The organism is Actinomadura sp. NTSP31 (assembly GCF_041951385.1).
In the GTDB taxonomy this organism is placed as follows: Bacteria; Actinomycetota; Actinomycetes; order Streptosporangiales; family Streptosporangiaceae; genus Spirillospora; species Spirillospora napierensis.
The window spans coordinates 1-18,736 of the sequence record NZ_JBGNUT010000006.1 but is presented as its reverse complement, the minus strand read 5'-3'; the positions used below and the strand labels follow the sequence as shown (position 1 = coordinate 18,736).

At 71.8% G+C, this 18,736-nt stretch carries 18 protein-coding genes; 15 read left to right on the top strand and 3 right to left on the bottom strand.

Annotated elements, in window-relative coordinates; genetic code table 11:
• Nucleotides 1-82: 82 nt before the first annotated feature.
• Entirely contained in the window at nucleotides 83-1,735 is a 1,653-nt protein-coding gene (locus tag ACA514_RS11880; RefSeq protein ID WP_375041128.1) for a hypothetical protein, read from the bottom strand.
• A gap of 460 nt (nucleotides 1,736-2,195) precedes the next feature.
• Here ACA514_RS11880 and pip point away from each other — a divergent pair, with 460 nt between their 5' ends.
• The 9 genes from pip to ehuA all read left to right on the top strand — a co-directional run bounded on the left by pip (nucleotide 2,196) and on the right by ehuA (nucleotide 10,456).
• Nucleotides 2,196-3,164: a prolyl aminopeptidase gene (pip, locus tag ACA514_RS11875; protein WP_375041127.1), complete on the top strand. Its 969-nt coding sequence runs from the start codon at nucleotides 2,196-2,198 to the stop codon at nucleotides 3,162-3,164.
• Nucleotides 3,165-3,816: 652 nt separating this feature from the next.
• Nucleotides 3,817-4,365, top strand: a complete 549-nt coding sequence (gene ectA / locus ACA514_RS11870; protein ID WP_375041126.1) for a diaminobutyrate acetyltransferase — start codon at nucleotides 3,817-3,819, stop codon at nucleotides 4,363-4,365.
• 207 nt (nucleotides 4,366-4,572) lie between these two features.
• Nucleotides 4,573-5,835: a diaminobutyrate--2-oxoglutarate transaminase gene (gene ectB, locus ACA514_RS11865; protein ID WP_375041125.1), complete on the top strand. Its 1,263-nt coding sequence runs from the start codon at nucleotides 4,573-4,575 to the stop codon at nucleotides 5,833-5,835.
• Between the two features lie 56 nt (nucleotides 5,836-5,891).
• Nucleotides 5,892-6,287, top strand: coding sequence for an ectoine synthase (locus tag ACA514_RS11860; protein WP_375041124.1), 396 nt, complete (start codon nucleotides 5,892-5,894; stop codon nucleotides 6,285-6,287).
• Entirely contained in the window at nucleotides 6,284-7,192 is a 909-nt protein-coding gene (gene thpD, locus ACA514_RS11855) for an ectoine hydroxylase (RefSeq protein ID WP_375041123.1), read from the top strand. Before ACA514_RS11860 ends, thpD begins: the two co-directional genes overlap by 4 nt.
• A gap of 117 nt (nucleotides 7,193-7,309) precedes the next feature.
• On the top strand, nucleotides 7,310-8,203 hold the full coding sequence (ehuB, locus tag ACA514_RS11850) for an ectoine/hydroxyectoine ABC transporter substrate-binding protein EhuB (RefSeq protein ID WP_375041122.1): 894 nt from the start codon (nucleotides 7,310-7,312) through the stop codon (nucleotides 8,201-8,203).
• A gap of 3 nt (nucleotides 8,204-8,206) precedes the next feature.
• Nucleotides 8,207-8,923, top strand: a complete 717-nt coding sequence (gene ehuC / locus ACA514_RS11845; RefSeq protein WP_375041121.1) for an ectoine/hydroxyectoine ABC transporter permease subunit EhuC — start codon at nucleotides 8,207-8,209, stop codon at nucleotides 8,921-8,923.
• Entirely contained in the window at nucleotides 8,923-9,576 is a 654-nt protein-coding gene (gene ehuD / locus ACA514_RS11840) for an ectoine/hydroxyectoine ABC transporter permease subunit EhuD (RefSeq protein WP_375041120.1), read from the top strand. The genes ehuC and ehuD overlap by 1 nt, the downstream gene beginning before the upstream one ends.
• Complete coding sequence (gene ehuA / locus ACA514_RS11835; RefSeq protein ID WP_375041119.1) at nucleotides 9,563-10,456, top strand: ectoine/hydroxyectoine ABC transporter ATP-binding protein EhuA; 894 nt, start codon at nucleotides 9,563-9,565, stop codon at nucleotides 10,454-10,456. The genes ehuD and ehuA overlap by 14 nt, the downstream gene beginning before the upstream one ends.
• Nucleotides 10,457-10,538: 82 nt before the next feature.
• Here ehuA and ACA514_RS11830 read toward each other — a convergent pair whose 3' ends face one another.
• Both ACA514_RS11830 and ACA514_RS11825 read right to left on the bottom strand, forming a co-directional pair.
• Nucleotides 10,539-11,183 carry a TetR/AcrR family transcriptional regulator gene (locus ACA514_RS11830; protein ID WP_375041118.1) on the bottom strand — a complete coding sequence of 215 codons (645 nt, stop codon included), beginning with the start codon at nucleotides 11,181-11,183 and terminating at the stop codon, nucleotides 10,539-10,541.
• A gap of 24 nt (nucleotides 11,184-11,207) precedes the next feature.
• The gene (locus ACA514_RS11825; RefSeq protein ID WP_375041117.1) at nucleotides 11,208-11,861 is read right to left on the bottom strand and encodes an HD domain-containing protein; all 654 of its coding nucleotides are present in this window, start codon (nucleotides 11,859-11,861) and stop codon (nucleotides 11,208-11,210) included.
• Between the two features lie 102 nt (nucleotides 11,862-11,963).
• Between ACA514_RS11825 and ACA514_RS11820 the strand changes: the two genes are divergently transcribed.
• The 6 genes from ACA514_RS11820 to ACA514_RS11795 all read left to right on the top strand — a co-directional run bounded on the left by ACA514_RS11820 (nucleotide 11,964) and on the right by ACA514_RS11795 (nucleotide 18,563).
• Entirely contained in the window at nucleotides 11,964-12,938 is a 975-nt protein-coding gene (locus tag ACA514_RS11820) for a GlxA family transcriptional regulator (RefSeq protein WP_375041116.1), read from the top strand.
• A gap of 76 nt (nucleotides 12,939-13,014) precedes the next feature.
• A complete protein-coding gene (locus tag ACA514_RS11815) occupies nucleotides 13,015-14,175 on the top strand; it encodes a thiolase family protein (RefSeq protein WP_375041115.1) in 1,161 nt (386 codons plus the stop codon).
• A 3-nt stretch (nucleotides 14,176-14,178) separates the two neighbouring features.
• A complete protein-coding gene (locus tag ACA514_RS11810; protein ID WP_375041114.1) occupies nucleotides 14,179-14,580 on the top strand; it encodes a Zn-ribbon domain-containing OB-fold protein in 402 nt (133 codons plus the stop codon).
• Between the two features lie 49 nt (nucleotides 14,581-14,629).
• Nucleotides 14,630-15,778, top strand: coding sequence for an NAD(P)H-dependent flavin oxidoreductase (locus ACA514_RS11805; protein WP_375041113.1), 1,149 nt, complete (start codon nucleotides 14,630-14,632; stop codon nucleotides 15,776-15,778).
• A 760-nt stretch (nucleotides 15,779-16,538) separates the two neighbouring features.
• Nucleotides 16,539-17,816 (top strand): DUF222 domain-containing protein, encoded by a 1,278-nt coding sequence (locus tag ACA514_RS11800; protein ID WP_375041112.1) that lies wholly within the window; start codon nucleotides 16,539-16,541, stop codon nucleotides 17,814-17,816.
• Nucleotides 17,817-18,053: 237 nt separating this feature from the next.
• Nucleotides 18,054-18,563: a pyridoxamine 5'-phosphate oxidase family protein gene (locus tag ACA514_RS11795; protein ID WP_375041111.1), complete on the top strand. Its 510-nt coding sequence runs from the start codon at nucleotides 18,054-18,056 to the stop codon at nucleotides 18,561-18,563.
• The last annotated feature ends 173 nt before the right edge of the window (nucleotides 18,564-18,736 follow it).

Sequence of the window (18,736 nt, the reverse complement as noted above, 5' to 3'; positions counted from 1 at the left end):
CCAGCCCCGTCCCCCGCCCCCGCTGGTCAGAGGGTGTGGAGAGGGCGGCCGGCGTCCCCCGGCCCGCGGGCCGGGGGACGGGTCACAGCCGCGGCGTCGCCGCCGTGGGCATGATGGTGCGCAGCTGGCGGGTCAGCTCGTCGATCAGGGATCGGGCCTGGTCGGCGGCCTGCCGGGCGGCGTCGCGCTCCTGGGACAGCTCGGCGATCTGCGCGCGCTGCTCGGTGACCGCCTGGGCGAGCTGGTCGACCCACTGGTCCCGCTCGGCGAGCTTCTCGGCGACCGCGTCGCGCTCGGCGGCCATCTGCCGCATCCCGGCGACCGCCTTGTCGCGTTCCCGGCCGGCCTGGTCGGCGCGGCCCCGGGCCAGCGTCAGCTCCGACTCGGCGCGGGCCTGCGACTGCACCGCGGCCTCCCGGGTGCGGTCGGCGGCCTCGCGCGCCTTGGCGCTGGCGTCGCGTTCGCGTTCGGCCTTCTTGGCGGCCTCCAGCGACTGCGCGGCGGTGTCGAGGGCCTGCTGGCGCTCGGCCTCGGCGCCCTCGGCGCGGCCGAGGGCCTCCTGGGCGCGGCGCTCGGCGTCCTGCGCGCGGCGCTCCGAGTCCTGGGCGCGGCGCTCGTTCTCCTGCGCGCGGCGCTCGGACTCCTGCGCGCGGCGGCGGGTCTCGTCGGCCTCCTTGCCGGCGGCGACGACGGCGTGCTGCAGGTTCTGCGCGGTCATCTCGGCGTCGGTGAGCTTGGCGCGCACCGCCGACAGCTCGCTGTGCGCGGCCTCCAGCGCCCGCGACAGCTCGCCGGCCTGCTCGGAGACCCGGTCGCGCTCGGCCTCGGCGGAGCGGCGGCCGCCGACGGCGTCCTCGACGGCGCGCAGCGCGTCGTCGCGGGCCTCGCTCATGGCGTCGCGCTGCTGGATGGCCTGCCGGACGGTGGCCTCGGCTTCGGCGACGCGGCGCTCGGCCTGCTCGGCCTGGGCCTGCGCCTGCTCCATCTGGGCGCGGGCCTGCTCGGCCTGCGCCCGCGCCTGGTCGGCCTGCACGCGGGCCTGCTCGGCCTGCCCGCGCGCCTGGTCGGCCTGGGCGCGGCCCTGCTGCGCCTGGTTCCAGGCGGCCGCGGCATCGCGCTGCGCGGCCTCCTTCTCGTTCTGCAGGGCGGCGATCTGGGCGACGGCCTCGTTCTGCACCTCGCCGGCGCGCCGCTCGGCCTCGGCCGCCTTGCGCTCGGCGTCCACCGCGCGGCGGTCGGCCTGCTCGGCCTGGCCGCGGGCGCGCTGCACCTCGCCCCAGGCGGCCGCGGCGTCGCGCTGCGCCGACTCCTTCTCCGCCTGGACCGCGGCCACCTGCGAGGCGGCCTCGTTCTGCGCCTCGGTGACGCGGCGCTCGGCGTCGACCGCGCGGCGGTCGGCCTGCTCGGCCTGGCCGCGGGCGCGCTGCACCTCGCCCCAGGCGGCCGCGGCGTCGCGCTGCGCCGACTCCTTCTCCGCCTGGATCGCCGCCACCTGCGAGGCGGTCTCGGTCTGCGCCTCGGTGACCTTGCGCTCGCCGGCGGCGAGCGCGTCGCCGATGAGGTCGGCCATCTGGCGCAGCCGCTCGACGATGTCCCAGGGCTGGGCCTCGGGCTGCTCGGCCTCGGGACGGCCGGCGTCCGCGCCGTGGCCGGGCTGCTCGGGCTTGGCCATCTGGATCGGCTGCTGGGCGGCGGGCACGGGGACGTCGGACCCGCGACCCGGGTCACGTCCCATCGCGGGCCAGGGAGAACCCGCGTCCGGGACTCCGCGCGAACCACCCGATCCGTTCAGCTCACTCACTGGTCTCCTCCGCGGAGACAGCCGAGGGCGCCGGGACGCCCGCTCGGCTCGCTGCGTTCCTCACCTGACGGCTCGTCACTTCGCTCACACGTCTCCTCGCCGACGGCCCCGTCTCGGGGGCCGTGTCCGCGGGGGCTGTCATGGACATGGCGCTCGCGTCACTCCTCGCCCGAGGGCTCATCGCTCCGCTCACTGAAGGCACTCTAGTGCCGACCAGCGGAGCGTTTGCCCAGTTTGGGGTTTAGTTTCGTGCTCCCTTCGCGGTGCCGGCAAAGGCCGCGGGCCTGGTCACGGCCGGTGCGGGGCCTCTGCCGCCCCCACCACGGTGCCACGGGTCACACCGCGCCGCGCGGCAAAGCGCGGAGCCGGTCGCCCGGTGGGAGGATTCCGCACCATGGAGCTTCGCACCCTGTATCCGCCGATCGAGCCCTACGACTCCGGGCTGCTCGACGTCGGCGACGGCAACCGGATCCACTGGGAGGTCTGCGGGAACCCCGACGGCAAGCCGGCGGTGATGCTGCACGGCGGGCCGGGCGGCGGGTGCAGCCCGGCGCACCGCCGGCAGTTCGACCCGGAGCGGTACCGCATCGTGCTGTTCGACCAGCGCAACTGCGGCCGGAGCCTGCCGCACGCCAAGGACCCGGAGGTGTCGCTGGAGGCGAACACCACGTGGCACCTGGTGGCCGACATGGAGCGGCTGCGCGAGCACCTCGGCATCGAGCGGTGGCTGGTGTTCGGCGGGAGCTGGGGCAGCGCGCTGTCGCTGGCGTACGCGCAGACGCATCCCGAGCGGGTGACGGAACTGGTCCTGCGCGGCATCTTCACGCTGCGGCCGTTCGAGCTGTACTGGTTCTACCAGGAGGGCGCGTCGCTGCTGTTCCCCGACCTGTGGGAGAAGTACGTCGAGCCGATCCCCGAGGACGAGCGCGAGGACCTCATCTCCGCCTTCCACGAGCGCCTCAACTCCCCCGACCGGGACGTGCGGGTGGCGGCGGCGAAGGCATGGGCGACCTGGGAGGGCTCGACGCTGACGCTGCGGCCGGACCCGGAGCTGGCGGCGGGGTTCGGCGACCCCGACTACGCGGTCGCGTTCGCCCGCATCGAGAACCACTACTTCATGAACGAGGGGTTCTTCGAGGACGAGCAGCTGATCGGGGACGCGGACAAGATCCGCCACATCCCCGCCGTGATCGTGCAGGGCCGCTACGACGTGTGCACGCCCGCCGCGACGGCGTGGGACCTGCACCGCGCGTGGCCGGAGGCGGAGTTCCACATCGTGGACGACGCGGGCCACGCCTACACCGAGCCGGGGATCCTGCACCGGCTCGTCGAGGCGACCGACCGGTTCGCGCAGTCCGACTGAACCACGGGGCCCGACTGAACCACGGGCCGGGCTGAGCCCACGGGCCGGCTGAACCCCCGGGTCGGCCGAACCGAGATTACGGACGAGTCTCATCTCGTCCGCCGCATGTCCGGAAAGGGGGCCGGGATTCCGCGTCCGCGCGGGGGCCCGGCCCGCCCGGAAGGGGCGCCGAATCGCCCCAATCCTTACCTGCCCGCCAACTCTGTCTTACCGGGCGGCGAGCGAAGAAGCCCCTTGATGGTGAGGAACCGGGGGCTCCCAGGGGCCCGCGCCCGCGCCTTCACCCCCATCCGCCCCACGGCGGCGCGCGAAGGCTCGACCTCCCGCGATGCCGGGTGACGCCGACCGCACCCTTCCCGTTGTCACCCAATCCGAGTGACTTACCTCACACAACCGATACACAAAAACTCTCTGCACGCGAGCGCGGATCATTAAGGTGGCGTTCAGCAAAGCGCGCGGCGCCGCCGCCCGCGCAGCCGCCAGTACCTCCTGCGTATCGCGAGGAATGGCGCACCTCGGCCCGCGGAACGGCCGACCGAAAACCCCCCGCTTTTGGCAAGCGTATTGCCATACCCGGTGCGCGCCAGGCTAAACATCTCGACGGTAACATTACGGAACGATCACTCGGCGAGATTCGCTAAGTTGCCTGGACATGGCAGCGCAACCCCTGGAAACACCGACCCGACGCCCCGAACCGGACGAGACGACCGAGGACGTGCAACTCCAGGAGCCGAGCCTCACCGACGGCCCCGAACTGTGGCGGATCGCCCGCGACTCCAAGGTCCTGGACGTGAATTCCCCGTACAGCTACGCGCTCTGGTGCCGCGACTTCGCCGACACCTCCGTCGTGGCCCGCGACGCCGGCCGCGCCTGCGGCTTCGTCACCGGCTACGTCCGCCCGTCCCGCCCCGACACGTTCTTCGTGTGGCAGGTGGCCGTCGACGACGCGCACCGCGGCCGCGGCCTGGCCCGCCGGATGCTGGACCGCCTCGGCGACCGGCTGGCGGCCCGCGGCCACCGCTACCTGGAGGCGACCGTGACCCCGGACAACACCGCCTCGGCGGCGATGTTCGCCTCGTTCGCCCGGGCCCGCGGCTGCGAGCTCGTCCGCGAGCCGCTGTTCGGCGCCGAGCACTTCCCGGGCGGCGAGCACGAGCCCGAGGTGCTGTTCCGGATCGGGCCGTTCGGCGGCGAGATCTGACCCGGCGGCCGGCGGAGCCGCCGCCGGCCGTCCCCGAGACCGCTCCCGAACCGCCCCCGAACCGCACGTCCGGCGGCGCCGGCCGGACCGCGTCCGGCTCCGAACCGCGACACCGGCTCTCCGCGACATCTCTGACACCGCATCACGATCTCTGACACCGCATCCCGCCCCGAACCGTTCCCACCCCCAACCTGCCGGAGGCAGAACATGGACGTTTTCGCCCGCATGGAATCGGAAGTCCGCGGCTACTGCCGGAGCTGGCCCACGGTGTTCACCACCGCCCAGGGCGCCCACATCACCGATGAGGACGGCCGCACCTACCTCGATTTCTTCGCCGGCGCGGGAACCCTCAACTACGGGCACAACAACCCGCAGCTGAAACGCCGCCTGATGGACTACCTCGCCAGTGACGCCATTGTGCACAGCCTCGACATGTACACCACGGCCAAGCGGGACTTCCTGGAACGGTTCAACGAGTACGTGCTGGAGCCGCGCGGCCTCGACTACAAGGTCCAGTTCCCCGGCCCGGCGGGCAACAACTCGGTCGAGGCGGCGCTGAAACTGGCGCGCAAGTACACCGGCCGGGAGACCGTCGTCAGCTTCACCAACGCCTTCCACGGCATGACGCTCGGCGCGCTCGCGGTCACCGGCAACTCGATGAAGCGCACCGGCGCCGGCGTGCCGCTCGGGCACGGCGTCGCGATGCCCTACGACAACTACCTCGACGGCCGCACCCCCGATTTCCTGCTGTTCGACACGATGCTGGACGACAGCGGCAGCGGCCTGGACAAGCCCGCCGCCGTGATCGTGGAGACGGTGCAGGGCGAGGGCGGCATCAACGTCGCCACCGCCGAGTGGCTGCGCGGCCTGCAGGAGCTGTGCCACCGGCACGACATCCTGCTCATCGTCGACGACGTGCAGATGGGCTGCGGCCGCACCGGCCCGTTCTTCAGCTTCGAGGACGCCGGGATCACCCCCGACATCGTCTGCCTGTCCAAGTCCCTCAGCGGCTACGGGCTGCCGTTCGCGGTCACGCTGATGAAGCGCGAGCTGGACGTGTGGGAGCCGGGCGAGCACAACGGCACCTTCCGCGGGTTCAACCCCGCGTTCGTCACCGCCGTCGCCGCGCTGGAGGACTACTGGACCGGCGAGGGCATGGAGAAGCAGACCCTGAAGAAGGGCCAGCAGGTCCAGACGGCGCTGGAGGAGATCGCGCTCGCGCACGCCGGCGCGATCGACTCCGTCCGCGGCCGCGGCCTGGCGTGGGGCCTGGTGATGAAGGACGCGGAGGCCGCGCCGAAGGTGTGCGCCGAGGCGTTCGCGCGCGGGCTGCTGATGGAGACCTCCGGGCCCGAGGGCGAGGTGGTCAAGCTGCTGCCGCCGCTCACCACCACCGAGGCCGAGCTGGCCCGCGGCCTGGAGATCATCGCGGACTCCCTCGAGGCCGTCCGCACGGCGGTGTCGGTCTGACCCCGGCCGCGGCCGGGCGCACCGCCGCCCAGTAACACACCGGAAAAGAGGAATTCATGATCGTTCGCTCCCTTGACGAGATCATCGGCACCGATCGCGACGTGCAGGCGCCGACCTGGTGCAGCCGCCGCTTCGTGCTGGCCAAGGAGGGCGTGGGGTTCTCGCTTCACGAGACGATCCTGTACGCGGGGACCGAGACCAAGATGTGGTACGCGAACCACATCGAGGCCGTCTACTGCATCGAGGGCGAGGGCGAGCTCACCAACGAGGAGACGGGCGAGAAGCACGAGATCAAGCCCGGCGTGATGTACCTGCTCAACGGCCACGAGCACCACACCCTGCGCGCCCACACGGACGTGAAGACCGTGTGCGTGTTCAACCCGCCGTGCACCGGCCGGGAGGTCCATGACGAGAACGGGGTCTATCCGCTGCTCACCGAGGAGGACGCATGAGCATCATCGAGTCCCATCCGTCGATCGACGACGCCTATCCCACCCGCAAGGCCGCCGAGGCGGCGCTGCTGTACCGGCAGGACCCGGTCGTGTACGGCGGCCCCGGCGACGGCCCCATCGACGCCACGACCCTCGACTCCTTCGACCGCGACGGATTCCTGTCCGTCGAGCAGCTGATCGCGCCGGAGGAGGTCGAGGACTACCGCGCCGAGCTGCGCCGGCTGGCCTCCGACCCGCAGATCCTGGCCGACGAGCGCACGGTCACCGAGCGCGGCTCGGACGAGATCCGGTCCATCTTCGAGGTGCACAAGATCAGCGAGGTGTTCGGGCAGCTCGTCCGCGACCCGCGGGTGGTCGGCCGGGCCCGGCAGCTGCTCGGCTCCGACGTGTACGTGCACCAGAGCCGGGTCAACTACAAGCCGGGCTTCACCGGCAAGGACTTCTACTGGCACTCCGACTTCGAGACCTGGCACGCCGAGGACGGCATGCCGAGGATGCGCGCGGTGAGCATTTCCATCGCGCTGACGGAGAATTTCGTGCACAATGGCGGGCTAATGATCATGCCTGGCTCGCACAAGACGTTCGTGGCCTGTGTCGGGGAGACCCCGGCCGACCACTACAAGGAGTCGCTGCGCGGGCAGGAGATCGGCACCCCCGACCCGAACAGCCTGTCCATCCTGGCCGACAAGCACGGGATCGAGCTGTTCACCGGGCCCGCGGGCTCGGCCACCATGTTCGACTGCAACTGCATGCACGGCTCGAACGGGAACATCACCCCGTTCCCCCGCTCCAACGTGTTCATCGTGTTCAACAGCGTGGAGAACACGTGCGTCGAGCCGTTCTCGGCTCCGGCCCCGCGCCCGCCGTTCATCGGCGCGCGCGACTTCACCCCCGTCCGCGACTGACCGCGCGTCACATTCCCCGCTCCCAACTGGATATCCCCAACGACAGGTCCCGCGCCCGCGGGGGGCTCCACGGCCCCCCGCGGGCGCGGGCCACCCCCATCCTGCAGGAGTTCAACGATGACTTCCTCGAGACGAGACTTCCTCCGCACCGCCGTTCTGCTGTCCGCCGCGGTCCCGCTGGCCGCGGCGGGCTGCTCCACGACGGATCCGGACAAGGAGGTCTCCGGCGGCGGCACCCTCGACAAGGCCAAGAAGGCCGGCAAGATCACCGTCGGGTTCGCGAACGAGGCCCCCTACGGCTACACCGACAAGGACGGCAAGCTGACCGGTGAGGCGCCGGAGCTGGCCCGCGCCGTCTTCAAGAAGCTCGGCATCGACAAGGTCGAGGGCGTCCAGGTCGACTTCGGCGGCCTGATCGGCGGGCTCAACGCCAAGCGGTTCGACGCGATCGCCGCCGGCATGTTCATCACCCCCGAGCGGTGCGCGTCCGCGGCGTTCGCCAACCCCGAGTACGTCGCCAAGAGCGCGTTCATGGTGCCGAAGGGCAACCCGAAGAACCTGAAGAACCAGAACGACCCGGCCAAGGCGGGCGTGACGGTCGGCGTGCTGACGGGCGCCGTCGAGCAGGGCTACGCCGAGAAGAGCGGCGTGAGCAAGGGCAAGATCAAGACGTTCGCCGACCAGGCGAGCGCCTACGAGGGCCTGAAGTCCGGGCGCATCGACTGCATCTGGCTGACCCGCATCTCCCTGGCCGACCTGCTGACCAAGCACCAGGACGGCAAGTACGAGGTGACGGACGCGTTCACGCCCGTCATCGGCGGCAAGGAGCAGCTCGGCGCCGGCGCGTTCGTGTTCCGCAAGGCCGACACGGACCTGCTGAACGCCTGGAACACCCAGCTCGCCGCGCTGGAGAAGGGCAACCAGCTGCTGCCGATCCTGCAGCCGTTCGGGTTCACCCAGGCGGAGATGCCGACCGCGGCCGACACCGCCGCCAAGTTCTGCCAGGGCTGATCGGTGTCACAGGTCCTCGACAGCTATCACCAGTGGCTGGAGGGCGCGTGGCTGACCTTCCGGCTCACCGTCTTCGGCGGCGCGGTCGCGCTGGTGCTCGCCCTCGTCTTCGGCCTGGCGGGCACCGCGCGCAGCCCCTGGGTGCGCCTGCTGAACCGGGTGTACGTGGAGTTCTTCCGCGGCACCGCCACGCTGGTCCTGCTGTACTGGTTCTTCTACGCGCTGCCGCTCGTCGGCCTCCGGTTCACCACCCTGTTCGCGGCCGTGCTCGCGCTCGGCATGAACGTCGGCGCGTACGGCGCCGAGGTGGTGCGCGGCTCGATCAACGCCGTGCCGAAGGCGCAGTTCGAGGCGACGGTCGCGCTGAACTTCACGCCGTTCCAGCGGATGCGGCGCGTCCTGCTGCCGCAGGCGTTCGCGCTGATGCTGCCGCCGTTCGGCAACCTGCTCATCGAGTTGATGAAGGGCACCGCCATCGTCTCGCTCGTCGGCCTCGTCGACATCACGCACGTGTCGAAGAACGTGCAGGGCAGCACCGGGCAGACGATCTGGTCGTTCACCGTCGCGCTGGTGCTGTACTTCGTGATCGCGCAGGTCCTGCAGCTGTTCGTCCGCTACGCCGAACGGCGGGTGGACCGGATGCTCGGGCGCCGTCCCTCCCGTGAGCCCAAGCTCGGGACGGTCGCGGCGGGCGCTCCCGGGGCGGGGGTGGCCGGCTGATGGACTGGGACTGGAACTACACCGGCGACATCATCCCCGACCTGCTGGACGGGCTGCGCTACACGGTCACCGCGACGCTGGCCGGCTACGTGATCGCGGTGGTGCTCGGCCTGGTGTGGGCCATGCTGCGCCGCGCCCCGAACGTCGTCGTCAGCCAGACGGTGCGGTGGGTCACCGAGTTCATCCGGTCGACGCCGCTGATCCCGCAGCTGTACTTCGTCTACTACGTGCTGCCGTCGTGGGGCCTGACCATCGGGTCGCTCACCGCCGGGATCATCACGCTCGGGCTGCACTACTCGACCTACACCGCCGAGGTGTACCGGGCGGGGATCTCCGACATCCCGCGCGGGCAGTGGGAGGCGTGCACCGCGCTGAACCTGCCGCGGTCGCGGGTGTGGCTGGACGTGATCCTGCCGCAGGCGATCCGCCGGGTGATCCCGACGCTGGGCAACTACCTGATCGCGATGTTCAAGGACTCGCCGATGCTGCTGGCGATCAACGTGACCGAGCTGCTGCTGTCGGCGTACCAGGTGGGCTCGCGGAGCCTGCGGTTCCTGGAGCCGATCACGCTGGTGGGTCTGCTGTTCATCATCGTCAGCGTCATATCCTCGATTCTCGTCCGCCGCTTGGAGAGGCGTTATGCCACCAACTGACACCGCACCGGAAGCCCCGACGCCCGAGGAGTCCAAAGGCGTCTCCACCGAGAAGGAGGGGGTCCGGAAGAAGGACGGCGACGGCGCGGCGGCCGCGCTGCCGCACGGCGACGCGCCCGGCATCCGCTTCGAGAAGGTCGTCAAGCGGTTCGGCTCCAACGTCGTGCTGCGCGAGCTGGACTTCGCCGTGGAGCCCGGCGAGCGGGTGACGCTGATCGGGCCGAGCGGGTCGGGCAAGACGACGATCCTGCGGCTGCTGATGACGCTGGAGAAGCTCGACGACGGGCTGATCTGGATCGGCGACGACACGCTCTGGCACATGGACAAGGGCGGCCGCCGCGTCCCGGCGAACCAGCGGCACCTGCACGAGATGCGCAAGCAGGTCGGCATGGTGTTCCAGCAGTTCAACCTGTTCCCCAACATGAACGTGCTGCGCAACCTCACCGAGGGGCCGATGCGCGTGCTGGGGGCGTCCAAGGACGAGGCGGTCGAGCGGGCCCGCGGCCTGCTGGACCTGGTCGGGCTCGCCGACAAGGAGAACGCGCACCCCTCGCAGCTGTCCGGCGGGCAGCAGCAGCGGGTCGCGATCGCGCGGGCGCTCGCCATGCAGCCGCGGGTGCTGCTGCTGGACGAGGTGACCTCCGCGCTCGACCCCGAGCTGGTCGTCGGCGTGCAGGACCTGCTGCGCGACATCGCCCGGGAGAGCGACCTGACGATGCTGTGCGTCACGCACGAGATGGGCTTCGCCAAGGACATCTCCAACCGGGTGCTGATGTTCGACCAGGGCCAGATCGTCGAGGAGGGCCCGCCGGAGCAGATCTTCGGTGAGCCGTCCGAGCAGCGCACCCGGGACTTCCTGCAGGCGGTGCTGGCCTCCTGAGGGCGGCGGCCCGCCAGGGCCGGCCGCGTCCCGTCCGACATCGCCCGCGTCCCCGTCGCCCCGGGGACGCGGGCGATCCGCGTCAGGGCCCGGCGGGCGGCCGCCTGGTGATCATCGGGGCGAGGTGGCGGCGGGCGTAGCGGCGGGCGCGCTCGTCGTCGTCCAGCGGGACGCGGCCGTCCGGCGCGAGCACGAACGACAGCACGATGCGGATCAGCGTCTCGGCGGTGACGTCGGCGTCCTCGGCGACGTCCGGGGCGACGCCGTCCGCGCCGCGCAGCACTCCGGCCAGGAACGTCCGCGCCGCCGCCAGGAACGGTCCGCTGTCGACGGTCAGGAACGGCAGCAGCGCGTCCGGCTCGGTCGCCATCAGCCGCTGGAACAGCCCGTGCCCGCGGGCGTGCCGCAGCGTCACCACGAACCCTTCGGCGACCCGGTCGGCGACGTCCGGCAGGCCGTCCACGGCGGCGGTGAACACCTCCAGGAAGCGCCGCACCTCCCGCAGCAGCACCGCCTCGACCAGCGCGTTCTTGGCGGCGAACCGGCGGTAGACGGTGATGCGCGCGACGCCGGCGCGGCGCGCGACGTCCTCCATGGAGGTGCGGCGCAGCCCGAACTCGGCGAACTGCGCCAGCGCGGCGTCCAGGATGCGCGCGCTGGTGGCGTCCGCGTCGTGGTCGTGCGCGAGGACGCGGGCGAGCATGTTCTCGGGGGGAACGGCGGCCATCGCCGCCAGCGTAGCCGCGCCGGCTCAGGCGACGCCGGGCCAGGCTGCCTCCACCAGGTCCGTCCAGCGGGGTTCGGGGACGGCGGTGCCGGATTGGCGGGCCAGTTCGTACGGGAGCGAGCCCAGCGGGGCCTTGGCCGGGTTCGCGGCGATCTGGCCGACGATGATCTCGGCGAGGCCGCAGCCCGGTTCGAGCCGGGGGAACGCGGCGTGGGCGCGCTCGGCGATGCCGCCGGGGAGCCGCGCCGTGCCCAGGCCGGCGATGTCGGCGCTGGTCCCGGCGTGGGTGAGGGCGATCTCCGGGCGCAGGCGATGGGCGATGCCCCGGCTGGTGTGCAGGGCGATGGCCTCCCAGACGACGCGGACCCGCTCGCCGTCGAGCCCGTTCCCGGTGAGGAACTCGGCGGCGAGGTCGGCGCCGTCCACCTCGAAGCGGTCGCCGCCGTTGCCGCGCTCGGTCAGCCCGAGGTCGTGCAGGACGCTCGCCAGGAACAGCGCCTCGTCGTCGTAGTCGGCGCCGGGACGCAGGCCCTTCGCCTCTCCGAGGGCGCGGCCGAACAGGTAGGTGCGGACGCTGTGGTTGGCGAGCGCCGCCGTCCCGGTGGTGAACACCAGGTCGTACGCCTTGCGGGTCAGGTCGGTGTCGGGCAGGGCGAACTCGGCGAAACGGTCGGACACGAAGGCTCCTTGGACGTGGTGCTCGGGAACGCCACCGATCGTCCGATGCCGGACGGTGTCCCGGCCAGTGTCCGGGCTGCCGATGTGCGCTACGTTCTGGCCATGCCCGAACTTCACATCGTCGCGGTGCTCGCGCTGGACGGGGTCGTGCCGTTCGACCTGGCGACGCCTGGCCAGGTGTTCGGGACGACCACCACGACGGACGGTGTCCAGCTCTACGACATCCGGGTCTGCACGCCACCCGGTGGCGCGCGCACCTCCGCCGCACTCGGCCGGATGCGGGTGGAGGCGCCGTACGGCCTGGACGCGCTGGCGACGGCGGACACGATCGTCGTCCCCGGCCACGAGGGGGTCGCGGACGATCCGCCCGGCGAGGTCCTGGACGCGCTGCGGTCCGCGGCGGCGCGGGGCGCCCGGATCGCGTCCATCTGCGTCGGCGCGTTCGTCCTGGCCGCGGCGGGCCTGCTGGACGGGCACCGCGCGACCACGCACTGGCACTACGCGCGCGCTCTGGCGCGGCGGTATCCGCTGGTGGAAGTCGATCCGTCCGTGCTGTACGTCGACAACGGGCAGGTGCTCACGTCGGCGGGCGTCGCGGCGGGCGTCGACCTGTGCCTGCACATCGTCCGCCGCGACCACGGCTCGGCGACGGCGGCGCGGACGGCGCGGCGGATCGTCATGCCGCCGCAGCGCGACGGCGGGCAGGCGCAGTTCATCCGGCACGACGAGCCGCCGGACGGCGCGGCGGCGCTTCAGCCGACGCTGGCCTGGCTGGAGGAGAACCTGCACCGTCCGCTCGCGCTGGACGACATCGCGCGGCAGGCGTCGTGCAGCGTCCGGACGCTGACCCGGCGGTTCCGGGAGCAGGCCGGGACGACACCGCAGCAGTGGCTGTCGCACGCGCGGGTGCGCCGCGCCCAGCAGCTGCTGGAGGACACCGACCTGCCGGTCGAGCGGGTGGCCGCCGAGGCGGGGTTCGGGTCGCCGGTGACGCTGCGCGCGCACTTCGCCCGGCGGGTCGGCGCGTCGCCGCTGGCCTACCGGGGCGCGTTCCGGGCGCGGTCCGCCGCGGGCTGATCGTCCGCCCCGGTCCACGCTGTACCGAATGCTGTTCGGTACCGTGGCGGTGACGATGCGGGGAGGGATGCGACGAATGACCGCTGCGATCGCCGGGCTCGGGATGACGGAGCTCGGCCGGGTGTACGGGCGCAGCCCGCGGCGGCTGGCGGCCGACGCGGTGCGGCTCGCCGCGGCCGACGCCGGCCTCGGCCTGGACGACCTGGACGGGCTGCTGGTCAGCCACGGCATGGGCGGCTCGCCCGGGATCGAGCTGGCCGACACGCTCGGCCTGCGCGACCTGCGGCTGCTGACCCAGATGAACGCCTTCGGCGCGACCGCCGGGGCGATGGTGGCGCACGCGGCGATGTCGGTGCTGAGCGGCGCCGCGACCACGGTCGCGTGCGTGTTCGCCGACGCGCCGCTGAAGCCGAAGCAGTCGGCGGGCTCGGCCTACAACCGCAACGCCCGCGAATGGTACGGCTACGGCGGCATGACGGCTGCGCTCGGACTGCGCAGCGTCAACTCGTTCTACGCGCTGGCGGCGCAGCGGCACATGTCCCGGTACGGGACGACCAGCGAGCAACTCGGCGCGATCGCCGTCTCAACGCGGGAGTGGGCGGCGCGCAACCCCCTCGCGCAGATGCGCGAGCCGATCACGCTCGCCGACCACCAGGCGTCGCGGTGGGTGTCGGAGCCCCTGCACCTGCTGGACTGCTGCCTGGTCTCCAACGGCGCCATCGCGGTGATCGTGACGAGCACCGACCGCGCCCGCGACCTCGCCCGGCCGCCCGTCCACCTGTGGGGATGGGGGCAGGGCCACCCCGGGCACCGCAAGGAGCGCGGCAGCGACTTCGGCCTGACGACCGGTGCCGTCACCTCCGGCGCGACCGCGATGAAGATGGCCGGGATCACCCCGTCCGACGTGGACGTGTGCGAGCTGTACGACTGCTACACCTACACCGTCCTCGTGTCGCTGGAGGACTACGGGTTCTGCGCCAAGGGCGAGGGCGGCGCGTTCGCCGCGTCCGGCGCGCTCGGGCCCGGCGGGTCGCTGCCCACCAACACCGGCGGCGGGCAGCTGTCGGCGTACTACATGTGGGGCTTCACGCCGCTGTCGGAGGCCGTCATCCAGGCGCGGGGGGACGGCGGGGACCGGCAGGCGCCGTCCAACGACGTCGTCCTCGTCAGCGGGAACGGCGGCATCCTCGACCACCACTCGACCTTGATCGTCAGCCCGCACCCGAAGGGAGCCTGAGCGATGGACATCGGCGTTCTGCGGCGCGACGGGCGCACCGACCCGTTCTTCGACGGCACCGCCGCCGGCCGGCTCGTGATCAAGCGCTGCGAGGCGTGCGACCGCTGGTACGCGCCGGACGCGTCCGGCTGCCCCGAGTGCGGCGAGGAGGACCTGGCCTGGGCGGACGCGAGCGGCGCGGCGGCCCTGGTGACCTGGACGGCCACCTACGGCCGGCCCGCCGAGGACGGCACCGTCCCGCCGCCGGCGTACCTGGCGCTGGTCGAGCTGGCCGAGGGGCCGTGGATGTACGCGCGGCTCGACGGCGTCTCCGGCGGCGGCCTGCGCGAGGGGCTGCCGCTGCGGGCCTCGTTCGAGCATCCGGACGAGGGCGAGTCCTACGTGCTGTTCCGCCCCGCCGCCTGATCGCCCCGACCCTGGACCGAATGGCGTTCGGTCCATTAGCGTCGGGGGCATGAACACCGAGGTCTGCGCCACGTTCGGGATCGAGTTCCCGCTGTTCGCCTTCAGCCACTGCCGCGACGTCGTCGCCGCCGTCACCAACGCCGGCGGCCTCGGCGTCCTCGGCGCCGTCGCCTACACCCCCGACCGGCTGGAAGAGGAGCTGCGCTGGATCGACGACCACGTCGGCGGCCGCCCCTACGGCGTCGACGTCCTCGTCCCCGGCAAGATCGACGAGTCCGCCGAGCGCGCCGGACGCGGCGAGGGCGGCCTCGACACCATGCTCGCCGCGATCCCGCAGGAGCACTGGGACTTCCTCATCGGCCTGTTCGCCAAGTACGACGTCCCGCTGCCCGACTTCGAGAAGGCCAAGCAGTCCAACGCGCGCGGCGGCACCTCGGTCACCAAGGAGGGCGCCACCGAGCTGATCGACGTGTCCCTCGCCCACCCGATCCGGCTCATCGCCAGCGCCCTCGGCACCCCGCCGCCGATCATGGTGGAGAAGGCCAAGGCCGCCGGGATCCCCGTCGCCGCGCTCGTCGGCACCGCCGAGCACGCCCGCCGCCAGGTCGCCGCCGGCGTCGACCTCGTCGTCGCGCAGGGCGGCGAGGCCGGCGGGCACACCGGCGAGATCTCCACGATGGTGCTGGTCCCCGAGGTCGTCGACACCGTCGCGCCGGTGCCCGTCCTCGCCGCCGGCGGCATCGCCACCGGACGGCAGATGGCCGCCGCGCTCGCCCTCGGCGCGTCCGGCGTCTGGTGCGGCTCGGTGTGGCTCACCACCGAGGAGGCCGAGACGGCGCCCGCCGTCAAGGCGAAGATGCTCGCCGCCACCTCCCGCGACACCGTCCGGTCGCGGTCGCGCACCGGCAAGCCCGCCCGCCAGCTCAGGTCCGCATGGACCGAGGAGTGGGAGGGCCCCGACAGCCCCGGCCCGCTCGGCATGCCGCTGCAGATGATCGTCGCCGAGGGCGCCATGCGGCAGATCACCAAGGTGGCCGAATCCGGCAACCCCGGCGCCCGCGCGCTCGCCAACTACTTCGTCGGCCAGTGCGTCGGCCTGATGAACACCGTCAAGCCCGCCCGCCAGGTCGTCTACGACATGGTCGAGGAGTTCGCGGGCGCCGTCGACCGCCTCAACACCCTCACCTCCGCCGACTGACCGCCCCCGCTCCCCGCGGCGGCGGGGCACCCCTCCGCCGCCGCGTGACGGCGGTCCGTGACCGCCCCTACGCTTCCCTGCAGGCAACCAGATCCGTCCCCGCAGCCAGGGAAGGCAAGCGGTGAGCGACCCCCGCCCCGCCCCCGAATCCGGACGCGGCCTGTGTACCGATCCCTCCCCCGCCCGCTGGACGCGCGGCCCTTCCCGCTGCTCGTCCTCGAACCCGGAGACGGCGCCACCGACCCCAGCGCCCACCTCGACGAACTGAGACGCGCCGCCGGCGACCTGGCCGCCATCGCACCGCTGACCTGGCCCACTCCCAGTCCGGCCACCGCCGCTTCCCCCGCTCCGACTTCGTCCAGTCGATCCAGGCCGCCGCCACCAAGGACGGAACCCCCAGCGACCCGCCCTACGACCGCCGGCCCGCCACCGCCGTCGGCCGCGGGAAACAGGCGTCGGCGCGTCCGCGAATGCGGGGGTTGGACAGCTCACTCTCGTCGCGTCGCACTCTAGGAGATGCGGCGGCCTTGGCACGTAAAGGGAAACGTCGACTGGTCCGGTGACAGAGACCGCCCGCCGCAGTAGGCATAGGGGTTCCCGCCTCCACGCGTGTTCACAAATCCCCATAAATGGCATTCCGAGAACCCGGTAGAGGATGGCGAGCATTCCGAAGGTATACCTAGCCATACCTTTCTTCGAAGCGTCGAAATAAGGGCCCGTCTGGCCGACTTTTGTCGGCCACGTAGGGTATGCTTTACCTATGCAATCAGTGACGGTCAGCCTGGAGGGTGCGTCCACCATGCAATTGGTGGACGCGGTCTCGGCGATCGCCGCTGAACTCGCCCAGCGCGAAGCCCCGGAGTCGGCGGCAGCGTGTCTGGAACTCACCGAGTCTTTGGCCGCTGCCTGCGATATCCAGGAAAGCGCACTCGCCGGTTTCATCCGCCGAGTCGATGCCACCGGTGAACAGAAACGCTGGGGATATCCCTCCACCCGGGCATGGCTGCGGTCCCGGCTGGGCATGCGGGAGAACCGCACCACCGAACGCCTCATCCTCGCCCGGCAACGCCACCGCCTCCCGACAGTCGCCGAACGCCTGGCGGCCGGGGAGCTGTCCTACGGGTACGCGGCCACGGTCGCGCAGAGTGTGGCCAGGCTGGAGGACACCGACTGCGCCGAAGCCGAGACCACCCTGCTGAACTTCGTCGACCAAGGCTTCTCGGCGGCGAAGGTGGCGGTGTTCGGCCGCCGCATTCGCGACGTCATCGCCGAACGCGACGGCACCGAGGCCGTCCCCGGCGAGGATGCCAAGCGCGGGTACGCCAAATCGTGGATCACCAGCACGGGGTCGCTGGACGGCGGCCGCTACATCAAAGGCTGGTTGAACGCCGAGGACGCCGCCATCTGGGACGGCACCCTCGCGCCCTTGGTCAAGCCGGCCGGGCCTGATGACACCCGCGACGTCGGCGAACGCACCGCAGCCGCCCTGTCCAGTGTGCTGTCGGGCGGGCACAAGGCCACGAAGGTCACCGTAATCTGCGACCTGGACACCTTGACCGGCGGCAACACCCCCGCCCGCCTCACCGACGGCACTCCCATCCCGGCCGCCCAGGCGCGCCGCATCGCGCTATCGGCCGGAGTGTCACCGCTGATCCTCGGGCGGGGGCACACGCCGCTGTATCTCGGTTACCGGGAGCGGTTCGCCAGCGCGGCCCAACGGCAGGTGCTGGAGACCCTCTACTCCACTTGTGCGGTGCGGGAGTGTGAGATCCCGGGGACGTTGTGCGAGGTCGACCACGTCAACGGCTGGGCCCTCGGACACTCACCCACCGACATCGACCAGCTCACCCTCACCTGCGGATGGCACAACCGCTTCAAACACACCAGCCCCCAGCAGATCGGCATCAGCAAAGACACCGACGGGCGGTACAACTACCGGCTGCTACCACCGCCGGGCGCCCGATCAAGATCCCGGACCGGTAGCGGGCCACCGGGCACGATCGGCCCACCCGACACCACCGCCAACTGGGCCGCGTAAACCGGCCACCCTCACTCCACCGGTTCGCCCGAATCCATCCCGGATCTCGGGCGAACCGGCATGCCCGCCGACCAAGACTCCATGGTCACGGCCCACAACACTGGGCCTGACAGCAGCCAGACCACACCGCTGCCTGGCGGAAGTGATCGGCTTGGTTGCGGGCCTGATGCTCGGGTCCCGGTGGTTGCGACACTGGGCGTGCCGACGGACGGTGCTGTCGGGATCGAAGGAACGGCCATGGCAGCGCGGGATCCGATCGCCGAGCCGCTTTCCAGCCCCAGCGGCGTGCCGCTGACTGCGCTCACTTGGGCGGAAGTGCGGAGTCGGCTGGCCGCCCACGAGACGTATCTTCTCGCCACATCGGGGCAGGGCGGAAGGCCACACGTGGTGCCCGTACTGGGCGTCTGGCTTGACGGCACCGTCTGTTTCAACACCGGTCGGCATTCGCGCAAGGCTCGCGACCTCGATGGCAACAATGGATGTGCCGTCACCGTGCCCGGTCACGATGTTGACCTGGTGCTCGAAGGTACGGCGCAAGAGGTGCGGGATGCTGCCCTGCTGCAGCGGATCGCCGAGCTTTTCCTGGCCAAGTATCCGTGGTGGCACCCGGTCGTCAGAGGTGGGGAGTTCTACGACCCGGCCGACACCGCTTTTGAGGATCCCAAGCAGGTCTTCGCCACCATGCCGACAACGGTGTTCGCATTCGGCAAGGAGAAGGGCTTCAGCGCGACCCGCTGGCGCTTCTAGGCCGAATTCCTCCGTGCCGAGCTGTTCGGCCTCCCCATACGGAAGAGGGCGGTGGGGTGGCGCGACCAGGCGGGGCAGGCGGAGCCTGCCCCTAAGCGCTGCCTCAGGGGCCGCAGAGGCTCCAAAGTCAAGGGTGGACGAAGTCCATCGCGAAGCGACGCCGAAGGCGCCCT